Genomic DNA, 13,931 nt, shown 5'->3' on the forward strand with positions numbered 1-13,931 from the left:
GCGCGGCCGGCCTCCAGTTCGGCCAGCCGCTCGCGCAACTCCTTGTTCTCCCGGGCCAGTTCCTTGTGTCTCGCGTTCGAGGAGAGCGCCGGGTCGCTCTCCCACCAGTCGATGCCCATCTCCTTGGCCTTGTCCACCGAGGCGACGATGAGCCGCAGCTTGATGGTGAGCAGCTCGATGTCGAGCAGGTTGATCCGGATGTCGCCGGCGATGACGACGCCCTTGTCCAGCACCCGCTCCAGGATGTCGGCGAGATTGGCGCTCTGCCCCTGGCCGAACGGTTCGGGCATGCGGCCCGGTGTCGTCATCGACGACTCCCGTGCTCCGCGTACTCGTCCTCCTCGTGGTACGCGTCGTCCTGGTCGCCCTTGCCCTCCTCGTCGTACTCGTCCTCGGCCTGCTCCTCGGCCTCCGGCTCCTCCTCGTCGTACTCGTCCTCGGGCTCGTCCTCGTACTCGTCGCCCTCTTCCTCGTACGACTCCTCCGGTGCCTCCTCGTCGTCCCGGGGCTCCTCGTCGTCGTACTCGGCCTCGTCGCGAGCCTCGGACTCGTCGGCCTCGTCGGCCTCGTCGTGCTCGTCGTGGGCCTCCTGGCCCTCCTGGCCCTCCTGCTCGTCCCGGCCCTCCTGCTCCTCCTGCTGCTCCTGCTCCTCCTCCGCCACCGCGTCCTCGTGGCTGCGGACGACCTCGCCGTCGCGGATCTCGCCGCGCCAGCCGTCGTCGGCCTCGCCCTTGAGCGTGATGAAGCGGACGTAGTTCTTCAGGTCGAGCCGGAGGCGGCGGCCCTGGGCGCGCCAGATGTTGCCGGTCTTCTCGAACAGGCCCTTGGGGTAGTACTCGACGACCACGATGACGCGGGTGAGGCTCGGCGCGAGCTCGTGGAAGGAGACGACGCCCTTCGTGGTGCCCTTGGCGCCCTCGGAGGTCCAGGAGACGCGGTCGTCCGGGACCTGCTCGGTGGTCTTCGCCTTCCAGCTGCGGTTGGACCAGAAGACCTTCAGCTGCCAGTCGGAGGAGGTGTCGTCGGCGCGGCTCGCGCTCTTGACCCCCTTGGCGAAGGTGCTGAAGTCCTGGTACTGGGTCCACTGGTCGTAGGCCGTGCGCAGCTCCACGCCGACGTCGGCGTACTCGATGATGACGGTCGGCTTCTGGCCGGAGCCGCCCTTCTTGCGGCCCTTGCCGCCGGTGAGGTTCTTGAACGCGCCGACCACGTTGTCCTTGAGCCGGCCCGCGCCCACCTCGACGGCCGTGCGCACCGGGCCCTTGCCCTCGGCGAGCTTGCGCCCGCTGTCGAGGGCGAGCTTGGCGAAGCCGGGGCTGTTGCCCTCGGCGATGTCGTTCAGCTTGCCGGTGGTCTCGCCGAGCTTGCGGCCGACCCCGACCAGCGCGCGCTGCGCCTGGGCGGCGAGGTACTGCTGCACCTCGTCCTTCAGGCGGTCGGCGGCCTCGCTGCGGGCCACGTCGGCCAGCGGGTTGCTCTTCGCCGCGTCGCCGGCCTTGGAGGCCGCCGATCCCAGGGGCCCGGTCATCGTTCACCGCCGCTCTTCGGCGCCGCGCCACGCGCGCCGCGCGCGGCGCCGCGTGCCGTCTTGGTCGCCGACTGGGTCTTCTTCGCCGCCGCCTTGCGCGCGGGCGGCTGCTTCGCGGCGGTCTTCTTGGCCGCCGTCTTCTTGGCGGGCGCCCGCTTGGCGGTCTTGCGCGCCTCGCCGGTGGCCTTCTTCGCCGTCCGGCCGCCACCCCGCTCGGGAGCGCGCTCCCGCGGCTCGTCCCGGTCCGCGTCCTCGTCCCGGTCGTCCCGGTCGTCGCGCGCGTCGCGCGCGTCGTAGTCGTCCTCGTCGTACTCGTCGTCGTAGTCGTCGGCGCGGTCGTCCCGGTCACGGCCGACGCCCGGGACCGAGGAGGCCACGCCCGAGAGCTGGTCCTGGACCTGGGCCGTACGGCCGTGGAGGCGGTCGGCGAGGGAGCTGATCTGCCGCTCCACCATCGCGCCCGTGGCCGCCTTGCCGACGCCGCGCAGGTCGCCCCTGAGCTGGTCGCCTATCTCCTTGAACTGCGGGTTGTTCTGCAGCTGGGTGGAGACCAGCTCCGCGATGCCGCGGGGCGTCAGGTTCATCTTCTTGCCGGCCACCATGGTGCCCACGGCGACGGCCAGTTTCAGTTTCTTGGTACGTCCCAGCAGATAGCCGGCCCCTACGGCGAGGCCCAGTCCCACTCGATTCATGGTGTCGTCCCGTTGCCCGTTCCCGCGTTGTGACGCGAAGCTTCCTCAAGCCGGTCCAGGAGGTCGTCCTCCTGCCGGTCGAATTCCTCCTCCGTGATCTCCCCGGCCTCCAACTGCTGTTCCAGGCGCGCCAGTTCGGCCCGTACCGTGGCGGGGTCGTAGTAGATCCGCTCGGCTTCCTGGAATACCTGCTTGATGGCCCAGGCACTGCCGCGCACCGGTGCGAACGGCAGCAGCAGCACCTCCGAGATCAGGCCCACTCACGTCACCCCGCTCCGGTGTCCGCACCGCCCGCCGCCGCGGACGCCGGCTCGGCCGGTCCGGGCTCGACGAAGCTGTACGGCGGCAGCGGGCCGTTGACCCGTACCTCCAGGTGGGGCAGTTCCTGGCGGGCGCGCTCCACGGCGGCGAGGAAGTCCTCGGCCCGGTCGCGCTCGACGAGGTAGGAGACGTTGGCGAGCCAGCCGGTGGACTCGGGTCCGACGCTGACGGCGTCGGCCTCGGAGTCGAGGAGGTGCTGGAGCGCCGTGCCGTCCTCGGCCTCACGGGCCTGGACCGCGGCGGCGACCAGCTCACCGAGCTGGATCTTGCTCTCGTAACTGCCGCCGCCCGCCTGCCGGTTGGCCTCGGCGAGCGCGCGGATCTCCGCGTTCTCGGCCATCACGTGGTGCAGGACGGCCTCTTCGACGTGGTTGGCCTTGATGTTGTACTCGACCCGGCCGTCCAGGGCGCGCAGCCGCTCCTTGTAGTGGTCGGCGCGCTCGGCGAGGACCGCGGTGACCGACTTCTCGTCGAGGGCGACGCTGCCGAACCGCATGGGCAGCACGCAGCCGCCCGTGCCCGCCTCGGCGAGCACGTTCTGGTGGGCGAGCAGGTCCTTGCGCTTGGGCCGCAGCCGCTCGGGGGCGTCGCTGACGACGGCCGCCAGTTCGCCCTCCGTCAGCACGCGCACCGTGCGCGGCGGGTCGCCGACGCCGGCCAGGCCCTCGGGGAGCGCGGGGTGGGCGGCGGCGGTGATGCCGTAGACGTACGTGCTCACTCCTGCTCCTCCTTACGGCGCGAGGACGTCGAACGGCGGGCGCGCGGGCGGGACTCGGACTCGCCCCGGGCCTGCTGGAAGGCGTCGGAAATGGTCTCGGCGGCGCCGGAGAGGGCGCCCTTGGACTTGCCGCGCGCGCCGGACTCGGTCATCTTGCCGACCAGGTCGGGCAGGCCCGGGTCCTTGCGCGGGCCGGACTCCAGGTCGAGGCGGTTGCACGCCTCGGCGAAGCGCAGGTAGGTGTCGACGCTGGCCACGACGACCCGGACGTCGATCTTCAGGATCTCGATACCGACCAGGGAGACGCGTACGAACGCGTCGATGACGAGGCCCCTGTCCAGGACAAGCTCAAGCACGTCGTAGAGGCCGCTGCTGCCGCCTCCGCCGCCGGTCTGCTGTGCCGGAACGACACTCATGCCGGGTGATCCCTCCTTGGGTTGGTGGATGTGGTGACGGGTCCGGTCCGCTTCAGCCGGACCTGCGCGCGTCGGAGCGTCCGCGCTCGTAGCGGCGGACGCGGCGGTAGCCGGTGAGCTGGCCCTCGGAGTCCAGTTCCACCTGGTAGCTCGCCATCAGGCTCATGGTGTCGGGCACGCGCTCCAGTTCGAGCACCTCGACCTCCAGGGCCCAGCCGTCCTGTGTCTGCTCGAAGGAGGACACGGACTCGGCCACCATCCCGGTCAGTTCGGCGAGCTGGGCGCGGGCCTCGCGCAGGATCTCCATGGGCTTCGGCTTCGGCTTGGGCGCGGGCCTGGGCCTGCGCTTCGCCGTGCCGCCGTCCGACGCACCGTCAGTCTGCTTCGCACTCACGGACTTCTCGGAAGTCTGTGAGTTCTGTGAACTACGTTGCTCTGGTTGCGATTCGGATGTGTTCTTTGTGTTCGACATGGCCACCTCCCCCTCCGTGTGGCCGCAAGTGTGTTCGCCAAACCTCCACGGGCGTACGCATCTCAGCCGTACTGTGCGGCCAGCCGCCGACGGGCCGGTCCGAGTGCCCTGGGGCGGTTCATGACCCCGTCCCAGGGGTCGGTGCGGGCCTGCTCGACGGCGTCCGCGACGGTCCAGCGGCGGGCGTGCAGCGCCGGGTCGTCGAGCTGTTCCCAGGCGATGGGCGTGGCGACGGGGGCGCCGGGCCGGGCGCGCACCGTGTAGGGGGCGACCACGGTCTGCGCGTAGGCGTTGCGCTGCACGTCGAGGTAGAGCCGGCCGCCGCGGTCCTTCTTCCGGGCGGCGGTGGTGAGCCGGTCGGGGTGGGCCGCGGCGAGCGTCTCGGCGACGTCGTGGGCGAACTCCCGTACCTCGTCGAAGTCCGGTCCCCGGCGCAGCGGCACGACGACGTGCAGACCGCGGGAGCCGGTGGTCATCGCCGCCGACGGCAGCCGCAGCCCGTCCAGCAGCTCGCGCAGCCACCGGGCGGCCTCGCGCACCGGCTCGAAGGTGTCCTCGGCGGGGTCGAGGTCGAAGACGAGCCGGTCGGGCCGGTCGGGGCGGTCGGCCCGGGAGAGCCAGCGGTGCAGGGTCAGGGCCGCCTGGTCGGCGAGGTAGAGGAGGGTGGCGGTGTCGTCGCAGACGGTGTGGCGGACCGTGCCGCCCTCCTTGGGCAGCTCGGCCCGTTCGATCCACTCCGGGTAGCGGTCCGGGGTGTTCTTCTGAACGAATACCGGCCCGTCGACGCCGTCCGGGTGGCGCTCCAGCATCAGCGGGCGGCCCCGCACCTGCGGCAGCAGGTACGGGGCCACGGAACGGTAGTGGTCGACGAGGCCGCTCTTGGTGACCTCGGCGGTCCCGGGCGTCGCCGGGAAGAGGACCTTGTCCGGCCGGTGCACCTCGACGGTGCGCCGGCCGGCCCGCACGGTCCGCGCGGCGTCCGCGCTCACGGCACCACCGCCTGCTCCACCAGCAGCCGGCCGGCCGTCGCGATCGAGTCGGCGTCGATGCCGGCGGCGTGCAGCTGCTCGTCCGGCGCGGCCGAGCCCGGCATGGTGCGCACCGCGAGCCGGACCAGCCGGGGCACGGGGCCGCCGTCGGCGAACGCCTCCGCGACGGCGTCGCCGAGGCCGCCCTCGGGGTGGTGGTCCTCGACGGTGACCAGGCAGCCGGTCTCCTCGGCGGCGCGGCGCAGGGTGTCGCGGTCGACGGGCTTGACCGAGTACAGGTCGATGACGCGGACCGGGATGCCCTCCCCGGCCAGGGCGTCGGCGGCGGCCAGCGCCTCGGCGACGGTGACGCCGGCGGCGACGACCGTGAGGCGGTCCCGGGCGGAGGAGCGCAGCACCTTGCTGCCGCCGACGGGGAACTCCTCGTCCGGCCCGTAGACGACCTCGGCGGCGCCGCGCGAGGTGCGCAGGTAGCGGATGCCCTCCAGGGCGGCGGTCTCGGCGACCAGCTTCGCCGTCTGGTTGGCGTCGCACGGGTAGAGCACGGTCGAGCCGTGCACGGACCGCATCATCGCCAGGTCCTCCAGGCCCATCTGGCTGGGCCCGTCCTGGCCGATGGCGACGCCCGCGTGGGAGCCGACCAGGTTGATGCCGGAGCCGCTGATCGCGGCCATGCGGACGAAGTCGTGGGCGCGCGTCAGGAACGCCGCGAAGGTCGTCGCGTACGGGACGCGGCCGCGCGCCGCCATGCCGACGGCCGTGGCGACCATCTGCTGCTCGGCGATGTAGCACTCGAAGTAGCGCTCGGGGTGTTCCTTGGCGAACAGCTCGGCGCGGGTGGAGTCGCCCACCTCGCCGTCGAGGGCGACGACGTCGGCGCGGGCGGTGCCGAGCGCGGTCAGCGCCTGTCCGAAGGCGTCCCGGGTGGCCACCTGCTCGCCCTTGTCCCAGTGGGGCAGCTCCAGCTCGCCCGAGCCGGTGGAGTGCAGCGACCGGGCGGTGGGCGGCTCCTGCACCCGCAGGGCGACGGAGCGGGGCCCGCCGAGTTCGGCGATGGCCTCGTCGGCGTCCTTGACCGGCTTGCCGTGCAGCCCCTCGTGGTCCTCCGTCGCGGCGACGCCCTTGCCCTTGAGGGTGCGGGCGATGATCGCGGTGGGCTGGCCCCGGGTGGAGAGTGCCTCGCCATAGGCGCGGTCGACGGCGTCCACGTCGTGGCCGTCGATCTCGACGGTGTGCCAGTCGAAGGCGCGGAAGCGGCGCGCGTAGGCGTCCAGGTCGTGGCCGTGGCGGGTGGGGCCGCGCTGGCCGAGCCGGTTGACGTCGACGATGACGACCAGGTTGTCGAGCCGCTCGTACCCGGCGTGCTCGGCCGCCTCCCAGACCGATCCCTCGGCCAGCTCGCTGTCCCCGCACAGCACCCACACGCGGTACCCGGTGCGGTCCAGGCGCTGTCCGGCGAGCGCGATGCCGACGCCGACGGGCAGTCCCTGCCCGAGCGAGCCGGTGGCGGTCTCCACCCACGGCAGCCGCTGCGGCGTCGGATGGCCCTCCAGACGGCTGCCCAGCCTGCGGAAGGTGCGCAGCTCCTCGTCGTCGATGACGCCGGCCGCCTTGTAGGCGGCGTACAGCAGCGGGGAGGCGTGGCCCTTGGAGAGGACGAAACGGTCGTTGCCCGGGTGGGCGGGGCGCTCGAAGTCGTAGCGCAGGTGGTTGGCGAAGAGTACGGCCATCAGGTCGGCGGCGGACATCGAGGACGTGGGGTGTCCGGAGCCCGCCTCGGCGGCGGCCCGGACACTGTCGACACGCAACTGCTGTCCCAGCTCGACGAGTTCCTCGGTGTTCATGAGTCTCCTTCCGTGCGGCTGCGATCGCGGTCGCGGACCCGCCTCGGGCTGTCGCCCTCGTGAACCCTTCGCGTCCCCCTGCCGGGGGCGGCCAAACGTACGCAAGGGACCCGTACCGCCGGTTACCGGTCCCCCGCCGGGGTATGCGGCGGGGCGGTTTCCCGGCGGACGCACCCGGTGACGGCGAGGCGCGAGGCGCGCGACGGGGGGCGGGCCGCCACCCCGCTCGGGGTGACGGCCCGCCCACCGTCCGGTTACGTTCCCGGGTCACGCGCGCCCGTGCGGCGCCTCGGGGTCGATGTCGTCCTGGCGGGGGGCCATCCGGTCGGCGGCGCTGTGCGCGCCGGTGCCGGGACGGCCGGGGGCCGTGTCGGGCATCGGCGGGTACGGCATGCCCAGGCCGCTCGGCGGCGCGCCCGGGGCCGTGCCGCCGAGCGGGCGGTCACCGGCGGTCTCGCCGTGCCCGTGACCGTGACCGTGGCCGTGGTCGTGGCCGTGACCGTGTCCGGCGGCCCCGGCCGGCCCGGACGGGCGGGCGGCGCCGCGCAGCAGGTACGCGGCGACGGCGAGCAGCGCCGCCGTGATCAGCGCGGCGGCCCAGCCGGGCAGCCCGGCGGCGAGCGCCAGGCCGACGGCGAGCGCCACGGCCGCCCCCGCGTAGAGGGCGGCGGCGCCGGAGGCCGCGTACAGCGTGGCCTTCCGGCGCTGCTTGCGGGTCTGCCGGCGCAGCTCGTCGCGGATGGTCTCGCGTGCCACCTGGGTCAGTTCATCGACCAGGTGCTTGTCCAGATGCTCCAAGTGCTCCATGCGGTCCATGCCAGCCGGGTACCCGCGACCGCCCGGGTCATGGGCGGCGCGTCGCCGACGCCAACTAGGCTTTTCCGCATGGACATTCTGGGAGCCACGCTGCGCGTCTACGTCGACGACCTGGACAAGGCGGTGCCCTTCTACGAAGGGCTCGCGGGGGGACGGGCCCTGCGGTCCGAACGCGGCGGCATCGAAGTGGCGGCGATCGGCTGCTTCCTGCTGATGAGCGGACCCGAGTCCCAGCTGGAGCTGTTGCGCAAGGTGACCGCGACGATCGCCGTCACCGACGTGGAGGAGACGGCGCGCGTCCTGACGGCGCACGGGGGCGAGGTCATCGCGGGTCCGGTTCCGACCCCGGCGGGCCGCAACCTGATCGCCCGTCATCCGGACGGCGCGGTGTACGAGTACGCCGACCGCCGGGCCTGACCGCCGTCAGCGGCCCCGGGCGCTCTCGGCGGTGAGCGCCCACCGCTGGTGGTCCCGCCAGGCGCCGTCGACGTGCAGCATCTTCGGCGAGAACCCCTCCAGGCGGAATCCGCAGGCGCGGGCGAGGGCGATGGAGGCGGCGTTGCCGGGCTGCACGTTGATCTCCAGCCGGTGCAGCCGCATCGGCCCGAAGGCGTGGGCGACGACCAGGCCGAGGCCCTCCCGCATCAGGCCGCGGCCCGCCGCGTGGGCGAAGGCCCCGTAGCCGAGGGCGCCGCTGAGGAAGCCGCCCTCGACGATGTTGTTGATGTTGATGAACCCGGCGATGGCCCCGGTCTCCCGCTCGCAGACGAGGAACCCGGCCTTCGTCGGGTCGTCGATCAGCCGGCCCGCGTAGCGCGCGTACGCCTCGGCGTCGTCCGGTGGGAAGAGCCAGGGGTGGTGCAGGTCCTTGCTCTCCCGGGCGCGGGCGGTGAACTCCGCTCCGTCGGCGAGGCGGAAGCGCCGTATGCCCACCCGGGGGCCTTCGGCGAGGTGGCGAGGTGCGTGGTCCGGCATTCCGCCACCCTACGACGGCGCCCGGGGCGTCACCGCAGCGCCGGTTCGTCCAGGGTGAGCGTGCCCGCGTCCGCGTCCAGCTCCGCGCGGAGCCCGAACGGCACGGTGAGCGCGCCCGCGCCGTGCCCGAAGCCGAACTCCTCGGCCACCGGCACACCGAGCCCGCCGAGCCGCTCGGCGAGCATCGGCCGCAGCCGCTCCGGGTCCTCGCACCCCTCCCAGGAGCCGAGCAGCACCCCGTGGACGCCGTCCAGCCATCCGGCGCGCAGCAGCTGGGTGAGGTAGCGGTCGAGGCGGTAGGTTTCCTCGCCCACGTCCTCCAGGCAGAGCAGCCCGCCGCGCGCGCCGGGCCGGGCGTGCGGCGTGCCGAGGTCGGCGGCGAGCAGGGCGAGGCAGCCGCCGAGGGTGACGCCCCGGGCCCGGCCGGGGACCAGCGCCGTACCGCCGGAGACGAGAGTGCGGACCGTCTCCGGCGCGAACAGCGTGGCCCGCAGGTGGTCCTGCGCGCGGGCGTTCTTGAGGAAGTCGACGCCCGCCGCCATCGGGCCGTGCAGGGTGACCAGGCCCAGCCGGACGGCGAACGCCTCGTGCAGCGCGGTGATGTCGCTGAAGCCGACGAGGACCTTCGGTCCGGCGGCGCGCAGCGCGTCGAAGTCCAGGAGGTCGACGACGCGCTGGGCGCCGTAGCCGCCGCGGGCGCAGATCACCGCGTCGACGGCCGGGTCGCACCAGGCGTTCTGGAGGTCCGCGGCCCGGTCGGCGTCGCTTCCCGCGAGGTAGCGCTGGGTGGGGTGCCGGTCGAGGACGTGCGGCCCGGCGACGGGGTCGAGGTCCCAGCCGCGCAGCACGTCGAGGCCCGCCTGGAGCCGCTCCTCGGGGACGGGTCCGCTGGGGGCGACGACGGCGACGCGGGCGCCGGGGCCGAGCCGCGCGGGCCGCAGCAGCTGCCTCACGCGCGCAGCTCCAGGGTGGGGACGCCGGGGACGCGCAGCCCGAAGACCTGGGCGTACAGGGAGAGTTCGGCCTCCAGCGCGCGGACCATGGTCTCGGCCTTCCGGAAGCCGTGGCCCTCGCCCTCGAAGGCGAGGTAGGCGTGCGGGACGCCCCGGCCCGCCATCCGGGCGAGGAACCGCTCGCACTGCACGGGCGGGCAGATCACGTCGTCCAGGCCCTGGAGCAGCAGGAAGGGCGCGGTGATCCGGTCGGCGTGCTCGGCGGGCGAGCGCTGCGCGTACCGGCCGGGCACCTCGGCGTAGGGGCCGATGAGGGACTCCAGGTACCGGGACTCGAAGTCGTGGGTCTCACCGGTGCCCCAGCCGGTCAGGTCCAGGATCGGGTAGACGACCGTGCCGCAGGCGTAGACGTCGGTGGTGGCGAGGGAGGCGGCGGCGGTCCAGCCGCCGGCGCTGCCGCCGCGCACGGCGAGGCGGTTCCGGTCGGCGGTGCCCTCGTCGGCGAGGGCGAGGGCGACGGCCGCGCAGTCCTCGACGTCGACCACGCCCCACTGCTCGCGCAGCCGCTCGCGGTACTCCCGGCCGTGTCCGGTGGAGCCGCCGTAGTTGACCTCGGCGACGCCGATGCCCCGGGAGGTGAAGTAGGCGATCTCCAGGTCGAGGACGAGCGGGGCGCGGCTGGTGGGGCCGCCGTGCGCCCACACGACGTAGGGCGGCAGTTCGTCGGCGGGGGCGACGCTGTCGGGGTGGTGCGGCGGATAGATGTGGGCGTGGACCTCGCGGCCCTCGGGGCCGGTGAAGGCGCGGATCTGCGGTTCGGGGTAGTACGCGGGGTCGACGGCGTCGTCGTGGGCGGCGCCGATCACCCGGGCGCGGCCGGTGCGGGCGTCCAGTTCGACCACTTCGTAGGCGCTGCGGGGGCTGGCGCCGACGGCGACGACCCGCTCGCCGTAGGCGGCGATCCCGGCCGCGAACTCGGTCCAGGGTCCGGCCGCGTCGACGACCTCGCAGGTCTCGGGGTCGAGGATGCCGAGGGCGGTGGCGCCGCGGCCGTGCACGACGGCGATCAGGCCGTTGTCCAGCGGCGCGAACCAGCCGAGGCCCGGTTTCCACAGCGGCCCGCCGAACTCCTCCTCGCGGGGGCAGAGCGGCGCGCCGTCGCGGTAGAGGTTCCACCAGCCGGTGCGGTCGGAGACGTACAGCAGGGCGCCGTCGCGGTCGAAGTCGGCCTGGGCGATGGACTCCTCGGGCCCGCCCGCGACGGTGCGGGCCGGGCCGAAGGTGCCGTCCGGGGCGATGTCGGCGACCTTCAGTTCGGTGCCGTCCCAGGGCATCCGCGGGTGGTCCCAGACGAGCCAGGCCGCGCGCCGGCCGTCCGGGGAGAGCCGGGGTCCGGTGACGAAGCGGTGCTTGTCGTCGCCGAGTTCGCGCACGGCGCCGCGGTCGTCGGCCGCCGAGCCGTCCAGGGGGACGGCGGCCAGGACGCGGCGCAGGTCGGTGGGTCCGTCCCCGGTGAACTCCTCCAGGACGCACCACGCCTCGCCCCGGTCCGGCAGCAGCCGCGGCTCGGCCCAGCGCAGTCCGCCGCCCACCGGGGAGACGGGGGTCAGCGGGCGCGGCTCGCCACCGCCGGGTGCACAACGGTAGAGCCGCTGGTCGGCGAAGTTCACGAAGAGGACCAGCGGGCCGGCGTCGGTCATGTGCGCCGTCCAGGGGCGTCCGCCGTACTCCATGACGCGGCTGCGCACGTTCCACGGGGCGGGCAGCACCTCGTGGCGCGTGCCGTCGGCGCTCCGGCGGACCAGGGCGCGCCGGCCGCCCTCCGCGGGCCGGGCCTCGGTCCACCACACCTCGTCACCGACGAAGGCCACGTCGTCGGGGCGCCCGTCGTGCGCGGCGGCGAGCGCCGCGTCGATGGGCGAGGGCCACGATCCGTACGCCAGGGTCCGCACTGTCTTCCCCATCTACTAGGCCGTCCGTGTCTCCGGGCCGTCCGTGTCTTCTAGGCCGTCCGCAGGAAGCGGTCCAGTACCCGTACGCCGAAGTGCAGGGCCGAGACGGGTACCCGTTCGTCGACGCCGTGGAAGAGGGCGTTGTAGTCGAAGCCCTCCGGCAGCCGAAGCGGCGTGAAACCGTAGCCGGTGATGCCCAGCCGGGAGAACTGCTTGGCGTCCGTGCCGCCCGACATGCAGTACGGCACCACGTGTCCCTCGGGCGCGAACTCCTCGACGGCGGCCCGCATCCGCGCGTACGTCGGGGAGTCCAGCGGCGACTGGAGGGCCACCTCGTGGTGGGCGAACTCCCATTCCACGTCCGGGCCGGTGAGCCGGTCCAGGGTGGTGCGGAACTCCTCCTCGCCGCCGGGCAGGTAACGCCCGTCGACGTGAGCGGTGGCCTCGCCGGGGATGACGTTGAGCTTGTAACCGGCGTCCAGCATCGTCGGGTTGGCGCTGTTGCGCACGGTGGACTCCACCAGCTTCGCGGCGGGGCCCAGCTTCGCCAGCAGGCCCTCCACGTCGTCGAGGTCGGGTTCGACGCCGTGGAGCGCGGCGAGTTCGGTGAGGGCGGCGCGGACCGTCGGGGTCAGCCGGACCGGCCACCGGTGCTCGCCGATGCGGGTGACCGCCGCCGCGAGCCGGGTGACGGCGTTCTCCCGGTTGGCCTTGGAGCCGTGGCCCGCCCGGCCGCGGGCGGTGAGCTTCAGCCAGGCGGTGCCGCGCTCCCCGGCGGAGATCGGGTAGAGCTGCCGTCCCGCGCCGTCGTGGAAGGTGAACGCGCCGGACTCGCTGACGCCCTCGGTGCACCCCTCGAACAGCTCCGGGTGCTCGTCGGCGAGGAACCCGGAGCCGTCCTCGGCGCTGGCCTCCTCGTCCGCGGTGAACGCGATCACGACGTCGCGGCGGGGCCGTACGCCCGCGCGGGCCCAGCCGCGGACGACGGCGAGGATCATCGCGTCCATGTTCTTCATGTCGACCGCGCCGCGGCCCCAGACCACGCCGTCGCGGACCTCCCCGGAGAAGGGGTGCACGGTCCAGTCGGCGGCCTCGGCCGGGACGACGTCCAGGTGGCCGTGGAGGAGCAGCGCGTCCGCCGAGGGGTCGGTGCCCTCGATCCGGGCGACGACGTTGGTCCGTCCCCCGGTGCGTTCCAGGAGGGTGGGTTCGAGGCCCGCCTCGGCGAGCCGGGCGGCGGCGTACTCGGCGGCGGGGCGCTCGCGGCAGTCGCCGCCGCCCCGGTTGGTGGTGTCGATCCGGATCAGCTCGGAGGTGAACCGGACGACCTCGTCGAGGGCGGTCGCGTCGGGCGCCCGCTCGTCGAGGACGGTCGCGTCGGTGGCCCGCTCGTCAGCCATACTGCTCCTCCACGGCGGCCGAGGCGATCGTGGTGACCGCCTTGAAGGTCCGGATGGCCTCGTACATGGTGCCGGTGGTGTACGCCACCTTGCGCTCGCCGGTCCGCTCCACGCCGGGGACGACGGTCGAGGCCGCCGCGAGGTGCTCGGCGTCGAACTCGACGGCGACGGTGTACGGCCCGCCGCGCACGGGTTCGTACCGCACCGCCAGCGACGCCGCCTCCTTCGCCGCCGCGCGGATCTCGGCGGCGGTGCGGGCGGGGGTGCGGCAGACGGCGGCGTACCGCGAGACGTGGTCCTTGACGGCGACCTTCAGCGCCTCCGGCGCGTAGCCGAGCGCGTCCTCGCAGGCCACGTCGTCACCGGTGACGAGGACGACCGGGACGCCGTACTCGGCGACGACATGGGCGTTGAGCAGTCCCTCGCTGGCGCGTACGTCGTTCAGCCAGACGCCGGTGATCTGGTTGGCGAGGTAGGTGTGGGCGAGGACGCCCTCCATCCCGGCGCCCGCGTGGTAGCCGACGAAGGCGATGCCGTCCACGTCGCCGTGTTGCACGCCCTCGACCATGGACAGCGCCTTGTGGCGGCCGGTGAGCATCTGGGCCCGCTCGTCGAGCCGTTCGAGGAGCAGGTTGCGCATGGTCCAGTGCGCCTCGTTGACGAGGACCTCGTCGGCGCCGCCGTCCAGGAAGCCCCGGACGGCGGCGTCGACGTCCGAGGTGAACATCGACCGGCACCGCTCCCACTGCGGCGTCCCCGGCAGCACGTCGGCCGGCCAGGTCACGCCGGTGGCGCCCTCCATGTCGGCGCTGATCAGGATCTTCATGGTCCGCCACGTTACGCGCCTCGGGGGCG

At 73.7% G+C, this 13,931-nt stretch carries 16 protein-coding genes; 1 reads left to right on the top strand and 15 read right to left on the bottom strand.

All coding sequences use genetic code 11. The features are described from left to right. The 10 genes from UW392_RS31515 to UW392_RS31560 all read right to left on the bottom strand — a co-directional run. Positions 1 to 308 (bottom strand): gas vesicle protein (locus UW392_RS31515; RefSeq protein WP_320778575.1); only part of this gene is annotated, 308 nt, incomplete at its 3' end. Further along, on the bottom strand, positions 305 to 1,528 hold the full coding sequence (locus UW392_RS31520; protein WP_320778576.1) for an SRPBCC family protein: 1,224 nt from the start codon (positions 1,526 to 1,528) through the stop codon (positions 305 to 307). The genes UW392_RS31515 and UW392_RS31520, both read right to left, overlap by 4 nt. After that, positions 1,525 to 2,220: a DNA primase gene (locus UW392_RS31525; RefSeq protein WP_320778577.1), complete on the bottom strand. Its 696-nt coding sequence runs from the start codon at positions 2,218 to 2,220 to the stop codon at positions 1,525 to 1,527. The genes UW392_RS31520 and UW392_RS31525 overlap by 4 nt, the downstream gene beginning before the upstream one ends. Further along, entirely contained in the window at positions 2,217 to 2,480 is a 264-nt protein-coding gene (locus UW392_RS31530) for a gas vesicle protein GvpG (protein WP_320778578.1), read from the bottom strand. Before UW392_RS31530 ends, UW392_RS31525 begins: the two co-directional genes overlap by 4 nt. Before the next feature lie 5 nt (positions 2,481 to 2,485). Further along, a complete protein-coding gene (locus UW392_RS31535; RefSeq protein ID WP_320778579.1) occupies positions 2,486 to 3,259 on the bottom strand; it encodes a GvpL/GvpF family gas vesicle protein in 774 nt (257 codons plus the stop codon). Then, positions 3,256 to 3,675 carry a gas vesicle structural protein GvpA gene (locus UW392_RS31540; RefSeq protein WP_320778580.1) on the bottom strand — a complete coding sequence of 140 codons (420 nt, stop codon included), beginning with the start codon at positions 3,673 to 3,675 and terminating at the stop codon, positions 3,256 to 3,258. Before UW392_RS31540 ends, UW392_RS31535 begins: the two co-directional genes overlap by 4 nt. 52 nt (positions 3,676 to 3,727) lie before the next feature. Further along, positions 3,728 to 4,147: a gas vesicle protein gene (locus tag UW392_RS31545; RefSeq protein ID WP_320778581.1), complete on the bottom strand. Its 420-nt coding sequence runs from the start codon at positions 4,145 to 4,147 to the stop codon at positions 3,728 to 3,730. 62 nt (positions 4,148 to 4,209) lie between these two features. Continuing rightward, positions 4,210 to 5,136 carry a non-homologous end-joining DNA ligase gene (gene ligD / locus UW392_RS31550; protein ID WP_320778582.1) on the bottom strand — a complete coding sequence of 309 codons (927 nt, stop codon included), beginning with the start codon at positions 5,134 to 5,136 and terminating at the stop codon, positions 4,210 to 4,212. Beyond that, the gene (locus UW392_RS31555) at positions 5,133 to 6,980 is read right to left on the bottom strand and encodes a transketolase (RefSeq protein ID WP_320778583.1); all 1,848 of its coding nucleotides are present in this window, start codon (positions 6,978 to 6,980) and stop codon (positions 5,133 to 5,135) included. Before UW392_RS31555 ends, ligD begins: the two co-directional genes overlap by 4 nt. 267 nt (positions 6,981 to 7,247) lie before the next feature. Next, positions 7,248 to 7,796, bottom strand: a complete 549-nt coding sequence (locus UW392_RS31560) for a phage holin family protein (protein WP_320778584.1) — start codon at positions 7,794 to 7,796, stop codon at positions 7,248 to 7,250. Positions 7,797 to 7,865: 69 nt separating this feature from the next. On the opposite strand from UW392_RS31560, the gene UW392_RS31565 reads away from it, so the two are divergent. Continuing rightward, positions 7,866 to 8,213 carry a VOC family protein gene (locus UW392_RS31565; protein ID WP_320778585.1) on the top strand — a complete coding sequence of 116 codons (348 nt, stop codon included), beginning with the start codon at positions 7,866 to 7,868 and terminating at the stop codon, positions 8,211 to 8,213. Between the two features lie 6 nt (positions 8,214 to 8,219). Here UW392_RS31565 and UW392_RS31570 read toward each other — a convergent pair whose 3' ends face one another. Genes UW392_RS31570 through UW392_RS31590 form a run of 5 tightly spaced genes read right to left on the bottom strand, consistent with a single transcriptional unit; the run spans position 8,220 to position 13,902 of the window. Continuing rightward, positions 8,220 to 8,771: a GNAT family N-acetyltransferase gene (locus UW392_RS31570; protein ID WP_320778586.1), complete on the bottom strand. Its 552-nt coding sequence runs from the start codon at positions 8,769 to 8,771 to the stop codon at positions 8,220 to 8,222. A gap of 29 nt (positions 8,772 to 8,800) precedes the next feature. Continuing rightward, on the bottom strand, positions 8,801 to 9,724 hold the full coding sequence (locus tag UW392_RS31575; protein ID WP_320778587.1) for an LD-carboxypeptidase: 924 nt from the start codon (positions 9,722 to 9,724) through the stop codon (positions 8,801 to 8,803). Next, on the bottom strand, positions 9,721 to 11,688 hold the full coding sequence (locus tag UW392_RS31580) for a prolyl oligopeptidase family serine peptidase (RefSeq protein WP_320778588.1): 1,968 nt from the start codon (positions 11,686 to 11,688) through the stop codon (positions 9,721 to 9,723). The genes UW392_RS31575 and UW392_RS31580 overlap by 4 nt, the downstream gene beginning before the upstream one ends. 38 nt (positions 11,689 to 11,726) lie before the next feature. Further along, on the bottom strand, positions 11,727 to 13,076 hold the full coding sequence (locus tag UW392_RS31585; RefSeq protein ID WP_320778589.1) for a M20/M25/M40 family metallo-hydrolase: 1,350 nt from the start codon (positions 13,074 to 13,076) through the stop codon (positions 11,727 to 11,729). After that, on the bottom strand, positions 13,069 to 13,902 hold the full coding sequence (locus tag UW392_RS31590; protein ID WP_320778590.1) for a M55 family metallopeptidase: 834 nt from the start codon (positions 13,900 to 13,902) through the stop codon (positions 13,069 to 13,071). Before UW392_RS31590 ends, UW392_RS31585 begins: the two co-directional genes overlap by 8 nt. Positions 13,903 to 13,931 lie beyond the last annotated feature (29 nt).

The sequence above is a fragment of the Streptomyces sp. CRN 30 genome (assembly GCF_034105845.1).